Annotated in this window: 14 protein-coding genes; 12 read left to right on the forward strand and 2 right to left on the reverse strand. The window is 66.1% G+C overall.

Annotated features, from left to right (window positions below; all coding sequences use genetic code 11):
- The first annotated feature begins 23 nt into the window (after positions 1-23).
- Together D5301_RS15810 and D5301_RS15815 are read left to right on the forward strand one after the other, a co-directional pair.
- A complete protein-coding gene (locus tag D5301_RS15810) occupies positions 24-2,663 on the forward strand; it encodes a TonB-dependent receptor (protein WP_153856226.1) in 2,640 nt (879 codons plus the stop codon).
- A gap of 74 nt (positions 2,664-2,737) precedes the next feature.
- Entirely contained in the window at positions 2,738-5,332 is a 2,595-nt protein-coding gene (locus D5301_RS15815) for a M14 family zinc carboxypeptidase (protein WP_324187333.1), read from the forward strand.
- Positions 5,333-5,854: 522 nt separating this feature from the next.
- Here D5301_RS15815 and D5301_RS15820 read toward each other — a convergent pair.
- The gene (locus tag D5301_RS15820; protein ID WP_049461652.1) at positions 5,855-7,270 is read right to left on the reverse strand and encodes a DEAD/DEAH box helicase; all 1,416 of its coding nucleotides are present in this window, start codon (positions 7,268-7,270) and stop codon (positions 5,855-5,857) included.
- A 989-nt stretch (positions 7,271-8,259) separates the two neighbouring features.
- Here D5301_RS15820 and D5301_RS15825 point away from each other — a divergent pair.
- Both D5301_RS15825 and maiA read left to right on the forward strand, forming a co-directional pair.
- Positions 8,260-9,249, forward strand: a complete 990-nt coding sequence (locus D5301_RS15825; protein WP_153856227.1) for a fumarylacetoacetate hydrolase family protein — start codon at positions 8,260-8,262, stop codon at positions 9,247-9,249.
- Positions 9,250-9,263: 14 nt separating this feature from the next.
- Positions 9,264-9,932: a maleylacetoacetate isomerase gene (gene maiA, locus D5301_RS15830; protein ID WP_110710961.1), complete on the forward strand. Its 669-nt coding sequence runs from the start codon at positions 9,264-9,266 to the stop codon at positions 9,930-9,932.
- Between the two features lie 77 nt (positions 9,933-10,009).
- Here the strand turns inward: maiA and D5301_RS15835 are convergent, their stop codons facing one another.
- Entirely contained in the window at positions 10,010-11,137 is a 1,128-nt protein-coding gene (locus D5301_RS15835) for a PilT/PilU family type 4a pilus ATPase (RefSeq protein ID WP_032127971.1), read from the reverse strand.
- 121 nt (positions 11,138-11,258) lie between these two features.
- Here D5301_RS15835 and D5301_RS15840 point away from each other — a divergent pair, with 121 nt between their 5' ends.
- From D5301_RS15840 to D5301_RS24505, 8 genes are all read left to right on the forward strand, one after another.
- Complete coding sequence (locus tag D5301_RS15840) at positions 11,259-11,624, forward strand: DUF4398 domain-containing protein (RefSeq protein ID WP_005415160.1); 366 nt, start codon at positions 11,259-11,261, stop codon at positions 11,622-11,624.
- Entirely contained in the window at positions 11,621-12,505 is an 885-nt protein-coding gene (locus tag D5301_RS15845; RefSeq protein ID WP_164162109.1) for a hypothetical protein, read from the forward strand. Before D5301_RS15840 ends, D5301_RS15845 begins: the two co-directional genes overlap by 4 nt.
- A 324-nt stretch (positions 12,506-12,829) precedes the next feature.
- Positions 12,830-13,066: a YdcH family protein gene (locus tag D5301_RS15850; protein WP_005407964.1), complete on the forward strand. Its 237-nt coding sequence runs from the start codon at positions 12,830-12,832 to the stop codon at positions 13,064-13,066.
- Positions 13,067-13,366: 300 nt separating this feature from the next.
- Positions 13,367-14,737, forward strand: a complete 1,371-nt coding sequence (locus tag D5301_RS15855; RefSeq protein WP_153856229.1) for a pyridoxal-phosphate dependent enzyme — start codon at positions 13,367-13,369, stop codon at positions 14,735-14,737.
- 123 nt (positions 14,738-14,860) lie between these two features.
- Complete coding sequence (locus D5301_RS15860; RefSeq protein ID WP_153856230.1) at positions 14,861-16,045, forward strand: cystathionine gamma-synthase; 1,185 nt, start codon at positions 14,861-14,863, stop codon at positions 16,043-16,045.
- Entirely contained in the window at positions 16,042-16,872 is an 831-nt protein-coding gene (locus D5301_RS15865) for an ABC transporter permease (RefSeq protein ID WP_153856231.1), read from the forward strand. Before D5301_RS15860 ends, D5301_RS15865 begins: the two co-directional genes overlap by 4 nt.
- Positions 16,862-18,220: an ABC transporter ATP-binding protein gene (locus D5301_RS15870; RefSeq protein ID WP_153856232.1), complete on the forward strand. Its 1,359-nt coding sequence runs from the start codon at positions 16,862-16,864 to the stop codon at positions 18,218-18,220. Before D5301_RS15865 ends, D5301_RS15870 begins: the two co-directional genes overlap by 11 nt.
- Entirely contained in the window at positions 18,217-18,798 is a 582-nt protein-coding gene (locus D5301_RS24505) for a CatB-related O-acetyltransferase (protein ID WP_153856233.1), read from the forward strand. Before D5301_RS15870 ends, D5301_RS24505 begins: the two co-directional genes overlap by 4 nt.
- The last annotated feature ends 10 nt before the right edge of the window (positions 18,799-18,808 follow it).

Genomic DNA, 18,808 nt, shown 5'->3' on the forward strand with positions numbered 1-18,808 from the left:
CTTTCCACCTCCCCCACATCGTCATGCCCAAGCACACCCTGCTCGTGGCGGCCCTGGCCGTCGCTCTGGCCGCGCCTTTGTCCGCCGCCGCCGAAACCTCCGCCGACGCCAGTGGCGAAGCCAGCACCCTGGCCGCTGTGCGCGTCACCGGTTCCAACATCAAGCGCACCGATACCGAGGCCTCCAACCCGGTGCAGGTGATTGGCCGCCAGCAGCTGGAACAGACCGGCAAGGCCACCGTGGCCGACGTGCTGCGTTCGATCTCGGCCAACACCGGCAACGCCAGCAACGAAACCACCAACAACGGCTGGGCCTCCGGCTCGGCCGGCATCGGCCTGCGTGGCCTGTCGCAGAAGAACACGCTGGTGCTGCTCAACGGCCGCCGCCTGGCCAACTACGGCTTCCCCGCCGGTGGCCTGTCAGATACCTTCGTCGATCTCAACGCGCTGCCGCTGGTCGCGGTCGAGCGCATCGAAGTGCTCAAGGACGGTGCCTCGGCGGTGTATGGCTCCGACGCCGTGGCCGGCGTGGTCAACATCATCACCCGGCAGAACTTCGAAGGCGCCGAGATCGGCGGCAGCTTCGGCGGCGCCGACCAGGGCGGCCTGCACGAGCAGAACCTGAAGTTCGTCGGCGGCCTCGGTGATCTCGACACCGATGGCTACAACATCCTCTTCAGCCTGCAGGGCTACAACCGCGAACGCCTGGACCAGGACGAACGCAACCTGACCAGGAGCGGCATCTACACCGACAAGCCCGGCGGCCGCTGGAACGGCTGGTCGGCCAAGGGCGCGCGCTACCTGGTCAACGGCGTGTCGGTGCCGATGCTCGACGCCAAGGGTAACTGCCCGACCGGTACCACCCGCGTTGCCAGCGCACCGATCGACGGTCTGGCCGGTGATACCTGCGGCTTCAACCAGGCGCCGTTCACCACGCTGATTCCCTCGACCAAGCGCTACCAAGCTTATGCCAACGGCACCTTCCGCCTGAACGACAACGTCGAAGCCTTCGGCGAAGTGCTGTACAGCCAGATCAAGAGCACCGCGTGGTTCGGCAGCAGCCCGTTCTTCACCCTGGAGAGCGGCCGCTTCGCCTTGAACGCAGACAGTGGCCTGGCCGAGCCGGTGTCATCGCTGCTGCCGGCCAACAATCCGTACAACCCGTACGGTCGTGCGATTCCGATCGAATACACCTTCTTCGACCTTGGCGGCACGCTCAAGACCAACCGTTCCACCGCCTATCGCGGCGTGTTCGGCCTGCGTGGCACCACCGCGAAGTGGGACTGGGAAGTGGCCGCGTTCGGCGCGCGCAGCAGCGAGCGTGAGAGTGTCTCTGGCGGTTTCGCCAACCGCTGGGCGCTGGCCGATGCGCTGGCCACCGGCAGTTACAACCTGTTGAATCCTGCCGCCACGCCGCAGTCGGTGCGCGACTCGATCAACATCGCCACGCTGCGTCCGGCCGAATCCAAGCTGCAGGGCATCGATGCCAAGATCTCCGGCAGCCTGGGCCACACCTGGGCCGGCGAGATCGGCTTCGCTGCCGGTGCCGAGTGGCGCCGCGAGAAGCTCGATTCCAACAACCCGTGGCAGATCGACGCCGGCCTGCAGGTGCGCCCGGCCATCGCCGAAGTGCACGGCCAGCGCCAGGTCAGTGCGGCCTACGCCGAAGTGAACGTGCCGCTGGCATCGACGCTGGAGCTGTCCGCTGCCGCGCGCGCCGATCACTACGATGATTTCGGCGATGCGTTCTCGCCGAAGATCGGCCTGCGCTGGCAGCCGCTCGACTTCCTGCTGGTGCGTGCCTCGGCGTCGAAGGGCTTCCGTGCGCCGTCGCTGTCGGAGAACTCCAACAGCACCAGCATCGCCTACGGCAGCGTGGTCGATCCGCGTGATCCGGACGTGCCGGGCTCGCGCCAGAACCCGACCTTCTTCACCGTCGGCAACAACGAACTGAAGCCCGAGCGTACCAAGAGCGTGAACTTCGGCGTGGTGCTGTCGCCGTGGGCCAACACCAACCTGAGCGTGGACTACTACCGCATCCAGCTCGACAACCTGGTCGGCACCAACAACACCCAGACCCTGGTCAACGACAACGTGGCCGGTGCGGTGCAGCGCGATGAGCGCGGCAAGCTGCAGGCGGTCTACAACCGCTACCAGAACCTGAGCGAGCTGAAGACCTCGGGCATCGACGTCGAGCTGCGCCAGCGCATCCCGACCGCTGCGCTGGGTGATTTCACCGTGTCCTCGGCCTACACCCACGTGCGCGACTACCGTCGCCCGACCGTGGTCGGCGGCCCACTGGTGGACTACGCCGGCAGCAACCTGGGTGCAACACTGCCCAAGGACAAGGCCACCACCACGCTGGACTGGACGTACGGCGACTTCAACGCAGCCGTGACCTGGTACTACACCAGCAGCTACCGCCAGGAAGCCAGTACCGCCGCCAAGGCCGTGCAGCAGCGTGTCGGCAGCTACAGCCAGTACGACCTGTACCTGGCCTACACCGGCATCGACAAGCTGACCGTGTACGCCAAGGTGCAGAACCTGGCCGACAAGACGCCGCCGTACGACGCCTCGTTCCCGGGCATCCGCGCGCCGTACGACTTCAGCCAGTACGACCTGCGTGGCCGCTACTTCACGCTGGGCTTCGATTACCGCTTCTGATCCATCCGCCGCGGCCGGTCACCTGAAGGGGCCGGCCGCGCGACTGTCTGCCGTTGTGTTCCAGGGGAGTCATCGTGTCCTTGCATCGTCGTGCCGTTCTTCCGTTGCTGCTTGCCGCCGCCACCGCACTGTCCCCGCCGCAGCCGGTGCAGGCACAGAGCGCCTACTTCTTTCCACAGGCTGCTGACGCAGCGGCGTTCGATACGGCCGTGCCCACGCCGGAGCAGTTCCTAGGCTATCCGATCGGCAGCCGTTACACCCGGCACGACCAGCTGGTGGCGTACTTCCAGGAACTTGCGAAACGCTCGGACAAGATCAGCGTGCGCGAGATCGGCCGCAGCTATGAAGGTCGCCCGCTGCTGATCGCCACCGTCACTGCTGCAGGCAACCATGCGCGGCTGGAGCAGATCCGCCAGCAGCACGCGACCCTGGCCGATCCGGCGCAGCCGCGCAGCGCCGCCGGTGACAGCCCGGTGGTGGTGTGGCTGGGCTACAGCGTGCATGGCAACGAGACGTCCAGTGCCGAGGCGGCGATGCTGACGGCCTACTACCTGGTGGCCAACCGCAGCGCCGAAACCCAGCAGTGGCTGCAGCAGGCGGTGGTGCTGTTCGACCCGGCGCAGAACCCGGATGGCCGTGATCGTGCCGCCAACTGGCACAACGCCTGGGCCTCCGATCCGGCCTCGGCCGACCCGGCCGACAAGGAGCACGTCGAGCCGTTCCCGCAGGGCCGCACCAACCACTACTTCACCGATCTCAACCGCGACTGGCTGGCCCTGACCCAGCAGGACTCGCGGCCGAAGGTGGAGGTGTTCCACCAGTGGTACCCGAACGTGCAGATCGACTTCCACGAGATGGGCAAGGACAGCACCTATTACTTCGAACCGTCGCCGAAGAGCATGCACAGCCCGCTGATTCCGGCGGCGTCGTATGAATTCAACAAGACTCTGGCCAAGTACCACGCGCAGGCGCTGGATGCGCTGGGCTCGCTGTACTACACCAGCGAGAACTTCGACAACTTCTCGCCGGTCTACGGCTCCACCTACCCGGACTTCCATGGCGCTGTCGGCGTTACCGTCGAGCAGGCCAGCTCGCGCGGTCGCGTGCAGGAGTCGGTGAATGGCCTGCTGACCTTCCCGTTCACCATCCGCAACCAGGTGGCTACCGGGCTGGGCACGGTGCGGGGTGCAGTGACCGAGCGCAGCGGCCTGTTCGACCTGCAGAAGCAGTTCTTCCAGAGCGCGCTGAAGCAGGCCGCACAGCAGCCGGTGAAGAGCTTTGTGTTCGGCGATGCGCATGATCCGGCACTGACCCGGCGCCTGCTGGAACTGTTGCTGCTGCATCGCATCGAGGTGCGCGCGCTGGATCGTGACGTCAGTGTCGATGGCCAGCGCTTCGATGCCGGCAGCGCCTACGTGGTGCCGGTGCAGCAGGCGCAGTTCCGCCTGGTGCATTCGATCTTTGCCGAGACGCCGCCGATCAAGGGCGATGTGTTCTACGGCAGCACCAGCTACGCGATCGCACCGGCCTACGGCGTGGCCTTCGCCGGTAGCCGCAGCCGTATCGATGGTGGCCCACGCGTGACCGCGCTGCCGGCCGAGCCGGGCGTGGTGCTGGGCGGCCAGGCTGGATTCGCCTACGCGATTGACTGGCGCGACTACAACGCCGGGCGCGCGCTGGCCGCGCTGCAGGGCAAGGGCGTGAATGCACGCGCGGCATTCCAGCCGTTCACCACCGCGACCGCGCAGGGGGATGTCAGTTTCGCTGCTGGCAGCCTGGTGATTCCGGTGGCCGGGCAACCACTGCAGGGCACGGCGCTGCTTGAGGCAGTGACGTCCGCCGCACGCGAGGCAGGTGTGCAGGTGCACGCGCTGTCCAGTGGCCGCAGCCGCGAAGGCATCGACCTCGGCAGTGACGGCGTCAAAGCGCTGCGCAAGCCCTCGGTGGCACTGGTGATGGGCGAGGGCGTGGCCGCCACCGAAATCGGATCGGCGTGGTTCCTGTTGGACCAGCAGCTGCGGTTGCCGGCCAGCAAGCTGGATCCGCAACAGTTGGGCAAAGTGCCGCTGGACCGCTACACCACCATCGTGTTGTCCGGCGGCACCTATACCGGCGTCGATGCCACGGCGGTGGCTGCACTGAAGCGCTGGGTACAGGCCGGTGGCTCGCTGGTGACGTACGGCAGTGCCTCGAAGTGGGCGATCGAACAGAAGCTGGCCGACGGCGAGAAGCTTGGCAAGGAAGAAGAAACCGCTGGCGAGAGCCGCCGTGCGTTCGGCGACCAGCGTGACATCGCCGCGATCGAGCGGGTCAGCGGCAACATCCTCAGTGCCGACGTGGATACCAGCCATCCGCTGGCGTTCGGGGTGCCGCGGCGGCAGCTGGCGATCAACAAGGAAAACACGGTGACGCTGCAGCCAAGCGCGAACCCGTTCTCGACGGTGGTGCGCATCGACACGCCGCCGCGGGTGAATGGCTATCTGTCCGAGCGCAACCGCGCGAGGGTGGCAGGCAGCGCGTGGCTGCTGGTGTCGGCGCAGGGGCAGGGCAACGTGGTGCTGTTTGCCGATGATCCGGCGCATCGCAAGTACTGGCACGGGACGGATCGACTGCTGATCAACGCGGTCTTCTTCGGGAATCTGGTGAATCCGAGTAAAGCGCGGGGTTGAGGCTTTGCGCGCCTTGATTTTTACCTGGCTGGGGGAGGCCCGGAGGCCCAGTCAGGACACGCCGTAAACCCATCCATGGGGGCTCGATGGCGCCATCCATGGCGCCAACGGTCCTGCCTGGGCCTCCGGGCCTCCCCTCGACAATTTCCTGCGGGCGCGGACGCATCGAACCCCAAGGCGGGAGCATGGGCAAAAGCAAAAGCATCGGCACTTGCTCTTGAATTTGAACTTGAATTTGATCTTTCTTCTCCCGGCTACCCGGCGGGACAAGAAGGCGCAGGCAATGCTTGAAGCGGATGGGCGTGGGGCCAGCGCAAAACCGTGAGGCGCATGGATGCGCCGACCGAGCCCCCATGGATGGGTTTACGGCGTGTTTTGCGCTGGCCCCACGCCCATCCGCCCTCAGCGCAACGCACCGCCGGCTTCTACTCACGGTAGCCAGCAACAAAAAAGGACGGCGCGTCAGCGCCGTCCCTCGACAGCCTCCCGCGCAGCGGGAAGCACAACAGCTGTCAGCTGTGATCAGCCGGCGCGACCGCCGCCGTTGCCACCCTGGCCGCGGCCACGGCCGCCACCATTGCCGCCACCGCCACGACGCTGGCCCTGACCGGCGCCTGCACGCTGCTGGCCATTGCCACCGCCCTCGCGACGGCCACCACCGGCCTTCTTCGGGCCCGCATGTGCATGGCGCGGCGCATCGCCGTGCGGACGGCGCGCGTGGCTCTTGCGCGGTGCGCGCTCGCCGGTATCGTGCTCGGCCTTGCCCGGCGCACTGTTGCCCCAGCGGATCGGCGTCTGCAGCTCGAAGCCCGGCACATCGCGGATGTCCATGTCACGGCCCAGCAGGCGCACGATCGCGCGCAGCAGCTTCACTTCATCCTGCGCCACCAGCGAGATCGCCTGGCCGGTCGCGCCGTTGCGGCCGGTGCGGCCGATGCGGTGCACGTAATCTTCGGCCACCATCGGCAGGTCGAAGTTGATCACCTTCGGCAGCTCGTTGATGTCGATGCCGCGCGCGGCGATGTCGGTGGCCACCAGCACGGTCACGCGGCCGGCCTTGAAGTCGCCCAGCGCACGCAGGCGCTGGCCCTGGCTCTTGTTGCCATGGATCGCCGCGGTCTTGATGCCCGACTTTTCCAGGAACGTGGCCAGCTTGTCGCTGCCGTGCTTGGTGCGGGCGAACACCAGGGTCTGCTCGCGGCTGTCCTGCGCCAGCAGGTGCAGCAGCAGGTCACGCTTGCGACCGGCATCGACCGGGTGCACGCGGTGGGTGATGGTTTCGGCCACGGTGTTCTTCGGCGTCACCTGGATCTGTTCCGGGTTGCGCATGAACTCCAGCGCCAGCTGGCGGATGTTGTCCTCGAAGGTGGCCGAGAACAGCAGGGTCTGGCGGTTCTGCTTCGGCAGCTTGGCCAGGATGCGCTTGATCGACGGCAGGAAGCCCATGTCGAGCATGCGGTCGGCTTCGTCCAGCACCAGCAGTTCAATGCCGGACAGGTCGATGCTGCGACGCTCCAGGTGGTCGATCAGGCGGCCCGGGCAGGCCACCAGCAGGTCCACGCCACGGCGCAGGATGTCCAGCTGGTTGCCCATGCCGACGCCACCGTAGATGCAGGCGCTGGGGATGCGCAGGTACTTGCTGTAGCCGCGCAGGCTGTCATGCACCTGGGTGGCCAGCTCGCGGGTCGGGGCCAGGATCAGCGCGCGCGGCTTGCGCGGGCCACTGCGCACTTCCTGCGAGGCGGTGCCCAGGTGCTGCAGCAGCGGCAGGCCAAAGGCAGCGGTCTTGCCGGTACCGGTCTGTGCACCGGCCAGCAGGTCGCGACCGGCCAGCGCCAGCGGGATCGCCTGCTGCTGGATCGGGGTCGGGTTTTCGTAGCCCTGCTCGGCAAGCGCACGCAGCAGGAAGGGCGCCAGGCCCAGCGATTCAAAAGACATTGAGTTTGCTCCAAGTACAAGAAACGCCTGTCCGACTGGACAGACGGGGGCAGATCAAACTGATCGGCTGACTCGGAGCGTTCCCGTGAACCGCGCTGCGAGAATTGGGTGCAGCCGGCACGAAGCGCAGGCTGGAATGCGTGACGAACGGCGTCGGAGTGGGGGCGGGCGAAGAGGGCGGACCCAGGTCGCCGGCGGTCCCGGAGGGAAACGGACGGCCGCTGCAGACCCTGCAAGTCTAAACGATGTTTGAGACTTCACGCAAAAAGGCCTGTTCAGGTAGGGGGTCTCTCTGCAGGGCTGCGCCCTGCACCTGCAGAGGCCGGAGCCAAGGCCAGAGCAACGTCAAAAGCCGGGTTCCTGTGGGTAGGCGGGGTGGGTCCGGTGCCAGGGGACGCCGTGAATACGTCCATGTAGGCTCGGTCGCGGCATCCATGCCGCTCACGCCCCTGCCACCGGACCCACCCCGCCTTCGACAGTTTTCCGCGATCTGTCGGAACGGCTTGGGGTCAGATCCGTTTTCCTCCGGAAAACGGATCTGACCCCGGAATTCCATTCGATATCTGACAGATTTCATCCACGCATGGCGTGGATCTACTGGCCACCGGCCCACTGTCGAAGGCGGGGTACTGTGGGTTTGCGGGGTGTGAGCGGCATGGGCCCGAGGCATGTCTCGGGCGGGTTGGGCCGGACGCCCAACCCCGGTCTTGCCGTGTGCGCAGGACAGCGCACACGAGCAAGCCGCGACCAAGCCCCCATGGACGGGTTTACGGCGTCCCCGCAAACCCACAGTGCCCCGCCATCCTACGGAATGCCCGCTGTTGCTGTTGCTCTGGTCGTTGCTTTGGCTTGCAAAGCAGGTGCAGGGCTGCAAGCCCTGCCGAACCCCCTCCTGCGGTAGGGTGGGCCGATGCCGCGCTGCAGCTTGGCGCCGCCGCAGATTTGATTACACTTGAAACTTGTTTGCCCACGACTCCGGACACCCACCCATGAAGCTTGGTTCTTTGAAGGAAGGCGGCCGCGACGGCACCCTGATCGTCGTCTCGCGTGACCTGCGCCACGGCGTGCGCGCCACCGGCATTGCCGCCACCCTGCAGCAGGCCCTGGAGGACTGGAGCCACATCGCGCCGCGCCTGAACGCCCTGTACGAATCGCTCAACGCGGGCGACGCCGATGGCGTGTTCGACCTGGATCCGCAGGCGCTGGCCGCGCCGATGCCGCGCGCCTATGAGTTCGTCGATGGCAGCGCCTACCTGCCGCATGTCGAGCGCGTGCGCCGCGCCCGTGGTGCCGAGGTGCCGGAGAGCTTCTACACCGACCCGCTGATGTACCAGGCGACCAGCGCCGGATTCTACGGTCCGCGCGACGCGGTGAAGGTGGTCAGCGAGGACTACGGCATCGACCTGGAAGCGGAGATCGTGGTGATCACCGACGACGTGCCGATGGCCGCTACTCCGGCACAGGCCGCAGGCCATATCCAGCTGGTCGGCCTGGTCAACGATGTCTCGCTGCGCAACCTGATTCCGGGCGAGCTGGCCAAGGGCTTCGGCTTCCTGCAGTCCAAGCCGCGCTCGGCGCTGTCGCCGGTGTTCGTCACCCCTGACGAGCTGGGCGCCGCGTGGCAGGACAGCAAGGTGCACCTGCCGCTGCTGACCCACATCAACGGCCAGTGGTTCGGTGCACCGGAAGCGGGCGTGGACATGCAGTTCAATTTCGCCCAGCTGGTCGCGCATGCGGCCAAGACCCGTCCGCTGGGCGCCGGCACCATCGTCGGCTCGGGCACCATCGCCAACGAAGACACCAGCAAGGGCGCATCGTGCTTCGCGGAGCAGCGCGTGGTCGAAACCCTGCGCGACGGCAAGCCGAGTACGCCGTTCATGTCGTTCGGGGACGTGGTCCGCATCGAGATGCTCGATGCCGCCGGCAACAGCATCTTCGGTGCGATCGAGCAGCGCATCGAACAGGCGACCAGGCCCTGAGCAGGGAGGCGGCGATGGAGATCCCGGTCGACGACGGCATCGTGCTGTACACCTACTGGCGATCCAGCGCCGCCTACCGCGTGCGCATCGGCCTGGAGCTGAAGGGCCTGGCCTGGGAAGCCCGGCCGGTGCACCTGGTGCGCGACGGTGGCGAGCAGCACCTGGACGCTTATCGCGCGCTCAATCCGCAGCAGCTGGTGCCAACCCTGCTGCATGACGGGCATGCACTGACCCAGTCGCTGGCGATCCTTGAATACCTGGAAGAACGCTTCCCGCAGGTGCCGCTGCTGCCGGCCGATGCCGCCGGCCGTGCGCGGGTGCGTGCGCTGGCCCAGCTGGTGGCCTGCGACATCCACCCGATCAACAACCTGCGGGTGATGCAGTACCTGGAGCGCACCCTGCAGCTGCCGGCCGACGCCCGCACGCAGTGGACCCTGCACTGGATCGCCGAGGGTTTCACTGCGATGGAAGCGATGCTGGCCAACAGCAGCGCGACGGGCACCTTCTGCCACGGTGACCGTCCCGGCCTGGCCGATATCTGCCTGCTGCCGCAGCTGTACAACGCGCATCGCTTCGGCCTGGACCTGACGCCGTACCCGACCCTGCGCCGCATCGAAGCGGCGTGCCAGGCAGTGGACGCCTTCGACCACGCGCGCCCGGAAAACCAGCCCGACGCCGCCTGAAAGAAAAAAGGGGACGGAGGGGATTAAGTCGTATGTGCACTTACGACTTAATCCCCTCCGTCCCCTTTTTCGTGCGGTCAGAACCCGTGAGTGATGCTTGGCTGCCCGGCCGAGAAATCGGCGTATGGGTCGTGCTCGCCGCTGCTGCCTTCGGACAGGCGGAACTTCAGGGCCAGGCCATCGCGCGAGTCGGCCGCGCGCAGCGCTTCCTCCTGCTCGATGATGCCCGCCTTGGCCAGCCGGAACAGGCACTGGTCGAAGCTCTCCATGCCTTCCTCCAGCGAGCCTTCCATCGCGGCCTTGATCTCGTGCACCTGGCCGCGGCGCAGCAGGTCGCGGATCATCGGCGTGTTGATCAGCACCTCGGTGGCCGGCAGGCGACGGCCCTCCTTGTTCTTCACCAGGCGCTGGCTGATCACCGCACGCAGGTTCAGCGCCAGGTTCATCAGCACGTTCTTGTGCGCGCTTTCCGGGAAGAAGTTGAGGATGCGCTCGATGGTCTGGTCGGCGTTGTTGGAGTGCAGGGTGGCCAGGCACAGGTGGCCGGTTTCGGCGAAGGCGATCGCCGCCTCCATCGTCTCCGCATCCAGGATCTCGCCGATCAGGATCACGTCCGGCGCTTCACGCATCGCGTTCTTCAGCGCGTTATGGAAGGCATGGGTGTCCAGCCCGACCTCGCGCTGGTTGACGATCGACATCTTGTGCTTGTGCAGGTACTCGATCGGGTCCTCGATGGTGAGGATGTGACCGGTGGTGGTGCTGTTGCGGTGGTCGATCATCGACGCCAGCGAGGTGGACTTGCCGGAACCGGTGGACCCCACCACCAGCACCAGCCCACGCGGGGTCATGATGACGTCCTTCAGCACCTGCGGCAGGTTCAGCTCCTCGATGCTCGGGATGCGGCTGCGGATGGCGCGGATGACCATGCCCACTTCGCCGCGCTGCTTGAACACGTTGACGCGGAAGCGCCCGGCATCGGGCAGGGCGATGGCCATGTTGAGCTCCAGCTCGCGCTCGAACTGCGGCACCTGGCCTTCGTCCATCAGCGAGTAGGCGATCTTCTTGACCATGCCCGGCGGCAGGCCGGTGTTGCCCAGCGGATAGAGCTTCCCCTCGATCTTGATGTAGACCGGTGCCCCGGTGGTCAGAAACATGTCCGAAGCGTTCTTTTCGGTCATCAGCTTCAGGAAGTAGCCGATATCCATTGCGAATTTTCCCCAACGAAACGGCCGACGCCCGTTGCCAGCACGGTGTCGGCTTGACGACAATGGCCGTGAACCGACAACCGGTACGGCCTCCCCAATGAAACGACTTAGCTTCGCACGAATGCGCCATGGCCTGTATGTGATGGCGTTTGCATTCGCACTGTCTGCTCCCGCCTGGGCGCAGGACGCCGCGCTGGAACTGGCGCAGGCCCGGCAGGCGGTCGACAAGGCCACCCAGGCCGATGCCGACCAGTACGCCCCGGACCTGATCGGGCTGGCCCGGCAGGGGCTGGAGCAGGCCCAGCGCGCCGCCGGCGACCGCCGCGAGCGCAAGAACGCCCCGGCGATGGCCCTGCGTGCCGCCGCCGATGCCGACCTGGCCCGTGTCCGCAGCGAGGAAGCCACCGTCACCGCGCAGCTGCAGCTGCGCCGCAACGAGGTCAACCAGCTGCAACGCCAGCTGTCGACCGGGGAGGACCGCCGGTGAAGCCGATGACCGCCGCAACCCTGGCCGCGCTGCTGGCGCTGCCGACCCTGGCCATGGCCGCCGACAACCCGATGGTGGCGCAGCTGAGCCAGCGTCTGATGGCCATCCAGGCCAATCCCGACACGGCTGAGCTGGGCGCCTTCGAGCGCATGCAGGCCCAGCAGGCCATTGCCACCCTGGACAAGGCCAAGCGCCGTGACCAGGAACTGGCCACCTACCTGGCCGAGCGCCGGGTGGAGATTGCCGAGACCGCCGTGCGTACCGCACTGGCCGCGCGTGAGGTCGATCGTCTCGAACGCACCCGCAGCGACCTGCTGATCGAGGCCAGCCGCCGCGATGCCGCCCGTGCCCGCCAGGAGGCCGAGCAACTGCGCATGCAGGCGCAGATGCAGGCCGAGGAGGCTGAGCGCCTGCGCCAGGCCGCCGAGGCCGAGACCCTGGCCCGTCAGGATGCCGAGAACGCCCTGACCAGTGTGGCTGGCAAGCAGCAGCAGCGCCTCAGCGCCGCCCAGCAGAACGCCGCCAAGCTGGCCCGCGAGGAAGCCGAGCTGGTGTCCGGGCAGAAGCTGCCGGGCTCGAAGTTCGATGGCCGTGGCGAGGTCTTCACCTTCAGTGGTGACGCATTCGCCGCCGGCGCCTCCAGCCTGTCCGGTGGCGCCCGCAACCAGGCCAAGGCACTGGCCGAGTACCTGAACATCGGCAAGAAGGGCCGCCTGCGCATCGAGGCCTACGACAGTGCCAACGGCGTCGGCCAGAAACGCGCCGAAGCGCTGCGCGACGCCCTGGTCGCGGCCGGTGTCGCCAGCAACCGGATCCAGCTCAGCGGCAAGAAGGCGGCGTCCACCCGGGCACGCTCGGCCGAGGTCATCATCGCCCCGTAATTGCTTGATATTGTTTGTTTTTCGTTGCGATGAGCATTCAGCCTGAACCCCGCCCCGGCGGGGTTCGGTCTTTTTGCCGCAGGGGTCTTGTACCCCGCCTTGAGCAGGCGTAGGGTCAATCGTCCGGGACGCAATGCCGCGGACCGGACGATGGGAGGGCCGGGCCGATGCAAACAGGGCGCGAACCGCAGCAGATCGACGTGCGCAGGCCAGTGCCGCAGGTCGTTGCAGGCGTCCAGGTGGGCATCGACCGGCGCTCCTCCATGAACAACGCCCCGTGCCTTGCGGCCGGGGCGTTCGTGTATCTGTCGAAGGAGGTCCATCATGTTTGAAGATCAGCCCCAGAGCGAGATCGACGCCCGTCGCGCGCGTGATCCGGAGTTCAGGGCACTCCATGACCAGCACCGCAAGTTGAACAAGAAGTGCATGGACGCGGAGTTGGGTGTACTCCCGATCGATGATGTCACCCTGGGTCGCATGAAGCGCGAGAAGCTGCTGGCCAAGCAACGACTTCTGCGAATGTACGAAACACCGCTCCCAACGACGTCCCCCACGCTTTGACGCACCCCGTCGCGCCCGGAACGGCGTGACCCGGCCATCGATGGCCCCGCCGGGCGCTCCTGCCCCGGCATCGCGGCACCGCCGATGAGGCGGCCGCGCCAAGGCACCACAAGCGGTGGTGCCTTGGCCTGCAGGCACAGCTCACCGATGCGGGCGGTACCGGTCTCCTCGTCGATCCGGGGCCGTCCGCATCTCTTTTTTACGGTGGATGGGCTGCGGCCCTGCCGACCTGACTTTCATCGCCATCCGTCGGATAATCATCGGTCCGGCCCTGTGCGGCGCGAACCGAAAGTCCTCCGAATGCCCATCCATTCTTCCGTCCTCGAACTCATCGGCCAGACCCCGATCGTCAAGGCCCAGCGCCTGGACACCGGCGTCTGCGAGCTCTACCTGAAGCTGGAGAGCGCCAACCCGGGCGGATCGATCAAGGATCGCATCGGCCTGTCGATGATCGAGGCGGCGGAAAAGCGCGGCGACCTGAAGCCGGGCGCCACCCTGGTTGAAGGTACCGCCGGCAACACCGGTCTGGGCCTCGCCCTGGTGGCCCAGCAGAAGGGCTACCAGCTGATCTTGGTCGTTCCCGACAAGATGAGCCGCGAGAAGATATTCAACCTGAAGGCGATGGGCGCCGAAGTGCGCCTGACCCGCTCGGACGTGGCCAAGGGCCATCCGGAGTACTACCAGGACCTGGCCAAGACCATCGCCGAGCAGACCCCGGGCGCCTACTTCATCAACCAGTTCGGCAACCCGGACAACCCGGCCGCGCATGAATTTGGTACCGGCCCGGAAATCCTCGAACAGATGGGCGGTGACCTCGACGCCATCGTGTTCGGCTGTGGCAGTTCAGGCACCATGACCGGCCTGTCGCGTGCCTTCGCCAAGCTGTCGCCGAAGACCGAACTGGTGCTGGCCGATCCGGTCGGTTCGATCCTGGCCGAGTACATCAACGACGGCAATCTCAACGACAAGTCGGGCAGCTGGCTGGTGGAAGGCATCGGCGAGGACTTCCTGCCGTCGATTTCCGATTTCAGCCGCGTCAAGAAGGCTTATGCCATCAGCGACGCCGAGAGCTTCCACACCGCACGCGAACTGCTGGGCAAGGAAGGCATCCTGGGTGGCTCGTCCACCGGCACCCTGCTGGCCGCCGGCCTGAAGTACTGCAGGGAGCAGACCACGCCGAAGAAGGTGCTGGTGCTGGTGCCGGACACCGGCAACAAGTACCTGTCGAAGATGTACAACGACTACTGGATGCTGGACAACGGTTTCCTGCAGCGCCCGCAGCACGGCGACCTGCGCGACCTGATCCTGCGTCCGTACGGCCAGCGCGACACCGTGGTGATCGGTCCGAACGACCTGCTGACCACCGCCTACCAGCGCATGAAGCTGTACGACGTGTCGCAGCTGCCGGTGATGGACGGCGAGCAGCTCGTCGGCATCGTCGACGAGAGCGACGTGCTGCTGCACGTCTATGGTGATGAGGCACGCTTCCGCGACACCGTCGCCACCGCGATGGTCAGCAAGCTGGACCGGCTGGACGTGAAGTCGCCGATCGAGGCGCTGCTGCCGGTGTTCGACCGCGGCCAAGTGGCGATCGTGATGGACGGCGACACTTTCCTGGGCCTGATCACCCGCATCGATCTGCTGAACTATCTGCGCCGTCGCGTGCAGTAAGCCGCTGATCGCTGCAGATCACCGCTGAATTCCGGTTTATTTGCGTCAAAGCTCGTTAAGGCTGCGCTGATAGACTCCCGATCCTTTGACGGCGCCGCACGCCGGCGCCATTCAGGAAACGACATGTCCAACACCTCCTCGCCCGACCGTGCGCTGGCCCTCGCCACGCTGGCCATCCACGGCGGCCAGTCGCCCGACCCCAGCACCGGCGCGGTGATGCCGCCGATCTACGCCACCTCGACCTATGCACAGTCCAGCCCGGGCGAGCACCAGGGCTTCGAGTACTCGCGCACCCACAACCCGACCCGCTTCGCCTATGAGCGTTGCGTGGCGTCGCTGGAAGGCGGCACCCGCGGCTTTGCCTTCGCCTCGGGCATGGCGGCCAGCTCGACCGTGATCGAGCTGCTGGACGCCGGCAGCCACGTGGTGGCGATGGACGACATCTACGGCGGCAGCTTCCGCCTGTTCGAGCGCGTGCGTCGCCGCACCGCCGGGCTGGATTTCAGCTTCGTCGACCTGACCGATCTGGCCGCGTTCGAGGCATCCATCACGTCGAAGACGAAGATGGTGTGGATCGAGACCCCGACCAACCCGATGCTGAAGATCGTCGACATCGCCGCGGTCGCTGCCATCGCCAAGCGCCATGGCCTGATCGTGGTGGTCGACAACACCTTCGCCTCGCCGATGCTGCAGCGTCCGCTGGAACTGGGTGCGGACCTGGTCCTGCATTCGGCCACCAAGTACCTCAACGGCCATTCGGACATGGTGGGCGGCATGGTCGTGGTCGGAGACAACGCTGAACTGGCCGAGCAGATGGCCTTCCTGCAGAACTCGGTGGGTGGCGTGCAGGGCCCGTTCGACAGCTTCCTGGCCCTGCGTGGCCTGAAGACCCTGCCGCTGCGCATGAAGGCGCACTGCGCCAATGCGCTGGCCCTGGCGCAGTGGCTGGAGAAGCACCCGGCCGTGGAAAAGGTGATCTACCCGGGCCTGCCGTCGCACCCGCAGCATGAGCTGGCCGGCAAGCAGATGGCCGGTTACGGCGGCATCGTTTCGATCGTGCTCAAGGGCGGTTTCGAGGCGGCCAAGCGCTTCTGCGAGAAGACCGAGCTGTTCACTCTGGCCGAGTCGCTGGGCGGCGTGGAAAGCCTGGTCAACCACCCGGCAGTGATGACGCATGCCTCGATTCCGGTCGCGCGGCGGGAGCAGCTGGGCATCAGCGACGCGCTGGTAAGGCTGAGCGTGGGTGTGGAGGATCTGGGGGATCTGCAGGTGGATCTGGAAAGGGCGCTGGCGGGCGCCGCGGAATGAGCGGCATCCAAGCCGAGTTCGGCAGTTCGCCGGGTGCGCTCGTCCGCAGCTTGGTCTCCAATCGCATGCTGATCTGGCAGTTGACCCAGCGTGAGGTCATCAGCCGGTATCGAGGTTCGGTCTTCGGGCTGGCGTGGTCCTTCTTCAATCCATTGTTGATGCTGGCGGTCTACACCTTCGTTTTCTCGGTGGTGTTCAAGGCGCGCTGGGGCGTGGAAACCAGCAACCATGGTGATTTCGCCGTAATCCTGTTCGTCGGCATCATCGTCCACGGCGTGTTCGCCGAGTGCATCAACCGTGCCCCGGGGCTGATACTCAACAGTGCCAGCTACGTGAAGCGCGTCGTGTTCCCGCTGGAGACCCTGCCGTGGGTCGCGATGGGTGCCACCCTGTTCCATTCGATGGTTTCGGTGGTGGTCCTGCTGATCGCCCAGCTGCTCCTGCGCGGCTCGATCCCGCTGACCGCACTGTGGCTGCCGGTGGTGATCCTCCCGTTGGTGGTCGGCACCATGGGTGTGTCCTGGCTGCTGGCGGCACTGGGTGTCTACCTGCGTGACATCGGCCAGGTCACCGGCATCGTCACCACGGTGATGCTGTTCATGGCACCGGTGCTTTATCCGGTGCAGGCCCTGCCGGAGACGCTGCAGCCGTACATCTATCTCAACCCGCTCACGTTCATCATCGAACAGGCACGTGAGGTCCTGCTGTGGGGTCATGTCCCGGACTTCATCGGGCTGGGCAAGTACGCAGTAGGCGCTGCGCTTGTCGCGTGGTTCGGTTTTGCGACGTTCCAGAAAATGCGCCGGGGGTTTGCCGATGTCCTCTGATCCCTCCAGTGATGTCGCGATCCGGGTCAGCGGCGTCACCAAGTGCTTCCAGATCTATGACCAGCCGCACCAGCGGCTGAAGCAAGCTGTGCTGCCGCGCCTGCGTCGTGCCGCAGGCCTGGCGCCGCGCCGCTACTACGACGAGTTCTGGGCGCTGAAGGGCGTTGATTTCGAAGTGAGGCGCGGCGACACGGTCGGCATCATCGGCCGCAACGGGTCGGGCAAGTCGACGTTGCTGCAGATCATCTGCGGCACCCTGCAGGCCACCTCCGGAACGGTCGAGGTCAAGGGGCGCGTGGCGGCCCTGCTGGAACTTGGCGCGGGTTTCAACCCGGAATTCAGCGGACGCGAGAACGTCTACCTGAGCGCCTCGATCCTCGGATTGACCCGCGAGCAGATCGACGCCCGGTTCGACGACATCATTGCCTTCGCCGACATCGGCAGCTTCGTCGACCGGCCGGTGAAGACGTACTCCAGCGGCATGTACGTGAGACTGGCGTTCGCGGTCATCGCGCACGTCGATGCGGACATCCTGGTCATCGACGAAGCGCTGGCCGTGGGCGACGCCATCTTCGTGCAGAAGTGCATGCGCTTCCTGCGCAAGTTCCGCGAAACCGGCACGCTGCTGTTCGTCAGCCATGACACCTCCTCGGTGCTCAATTTCTGCCAGAGCGCGGTGTGGCTCAACCGTGGCGACATGGTCATGCACGGTACTGCCGAAGACACCTGCAACGCCTACATCGAGTACTGCTCGCAGGAGGTGTACGGCGACACGGTGAAGCTGACCTCGCGCCAGGCCTCGCGTGATGCGGCGCCGGCAAAGCCGCGGTCCAAGGCCCAGGTGGAGCAGGACACGCGTCTGGAAATGTTCGATAACGTTGCCAATTCGGCTGGCTGGCAGTCCGGTGTCGCCAGCATTGATTCGGTGCTGCTCAGCGATCCCCAGGGCGAAACCCTCACCTCGTTCGCCGGTGGCGAGGATGTGCTGCTGCGCGTGCGGGCCACTGCACACCAGGCGCTGTCCAGCCCGTTGATTGGTTTCTTCGTGAAGGACCGGCTGGGTCAGTCGCTGTTCGGCGAGCACACCTTCACCTACATCCAGCCGCCGATGCAGGTCGAGGCCGGGACGACGCTTGAGGCCAGTTTCCGCTTCACGTTGCCGATGCTGCCCAACGGCGATTACTCGATGACCGTTTCCATTGCCGACGGTGATCCGTTCGCCAACACCCAGCATGCGTGGCTGCATGACGCGGTGCTGATCAAGGTCGCCTCGCCCAAGTTGCGTTATGGCCTGGTGGGCATCCCCTTCGATGAGGTCACCATGAAGCGGGTAGGGGGAGCGGAATGAACCATGGCTTTATCCCGCCGCTGACCACCGACGATCCGCGCGTCAGCATTGGTCGCTTCACCTACGGTGGTGCCACCTTCAAGCTGTGGAGCGCCGGCGAGCGCATCGAAGTGGGGGCGTTCTGTTCCTTCGCCGAAGACGTGCTGATCTTTGGTGGCGGCGAGCATCGCATGGATTGGGTCACTACTCATCCGTTGCGCATTGCGTTCAATTCGCCAGGTGCGGGCCAGGACGGGCATCCGCACAGCAAAGGCGTGACCCGCATCGGCAACGATGTGTGGATCGGCCATGGCGCGCTGGTTCTCTCCGGAGTGACTGTGGGCCACGGCGCCTGCATCGGCGCCGGTGCTGTGGTCAGCAGGGACGTCCCGCCCTACGCTATCGTCGCGGGCAACCCCGGCCGTGTTGTGCGCATGCGCTTCAGTGAGGCGCAGATCGAGCAGTTGCTGCAGATAGCCTGGTGGACCTGGCCGGTGGAGCGGATCAAGCAGTTTGAATCCCTGCTGTGCAGCCCAAGCATCGACGCATTCATTACGGCCGCACTGGCCGACCCGGACGCTGCGGCGTCGCTCACGTGATAGAGACTGA

Source organism: Stenotrophomonas sp. MH181796, assembly GCF_009659995.1.
Lineage (GTDB): Bacteria > Pseudomonadota > Gammaproteobacteria > Xanthomonadales > Xanthomonadaceae > Stenotrophomonas > Stenotrophomonas riyadhensis.

Coding starts and splice junctions, on each gene's coding strand:
- D5301_RS24505 (WP_153856233.1), top strand. CDS start 18,217: ATGAACCATGGCTTTATCCCGCCGCTGACCACCGACGATCCGCGCGTC.
- D5301_RS15825 (WP_153856227.1), top strand. CDS start 8,260: ATGAAGCTTGGTTCTTTGAAGGAAGGCGGCCGCGACGGCACCCTGATC.
- D5301_RS15835 (WP_032127971.1), bottom strand. CDS start 11,137: ATGGATATCGGCTACTTCCTGAAGCTGATGACCGAAAAGAACGCTTCG.
- maiA (WP_110710961.1), top strand. CDS start 9,264: ATGGAGATCCCGGTCGACGACGGCATCGTGCTGTACACCTACTGGCGA.
- D5301_RS15860 (WP_153856230.1), top strand. CDS start 14,861: ATGTCCAACACCTCCTCGCCCGACCGTGCGCTGGCCCTCGCCACGCTG.
- D5301_RS15855 (WP_153856229.1), top strand. CDS start 13,367: ATGCCCATCCATTCTTCCGTCCTCGAACTCATCGGCCAGACCCCGATC.
- D5301_RS15820 (WP_049461652.1), bottom strand. CDS start 7,270: ATGTCTTTTGAATCGCTGGGCCTGGCGCCCTTCCTGCTGCGTGCGCTT.
- D5301_RS15840 (WP_005415160.1), top strand. CDS start 11,259: ATGCGCCATGGCCTGTATGTGATGGCGTTTGCATTCGCACTGTCTGCT.
- D5301_RS15865 (WP_153856231.1), top strand. CDS start 16,042: ATGAGCGGCATCCAAGCCGAGTTCGGCAGTTCGCCGGGTGCGCTCGTC.
- D5301_RS15850 (WP_005407964.1), top strand. CDS start 12,830: ATGTTTGAAGATCAGCCCCAGAGCGAGATCGACGCCCGTCGCGCGCGT.
- D5301_RS15810 (WP_153856226.1), top strand. CDS start 24: ATGCCCAAGCACACCCTGCTCGTGGCGGCCCTGGCCGTCGCTCTGGCC.
- D5301_RS15870 (WP_153856232.1), top strand. CDS start 16,862: ATGTCCTCTGATCCCTCCAGTGATGTCGCGATCCGGGTCAGCGGCGTC.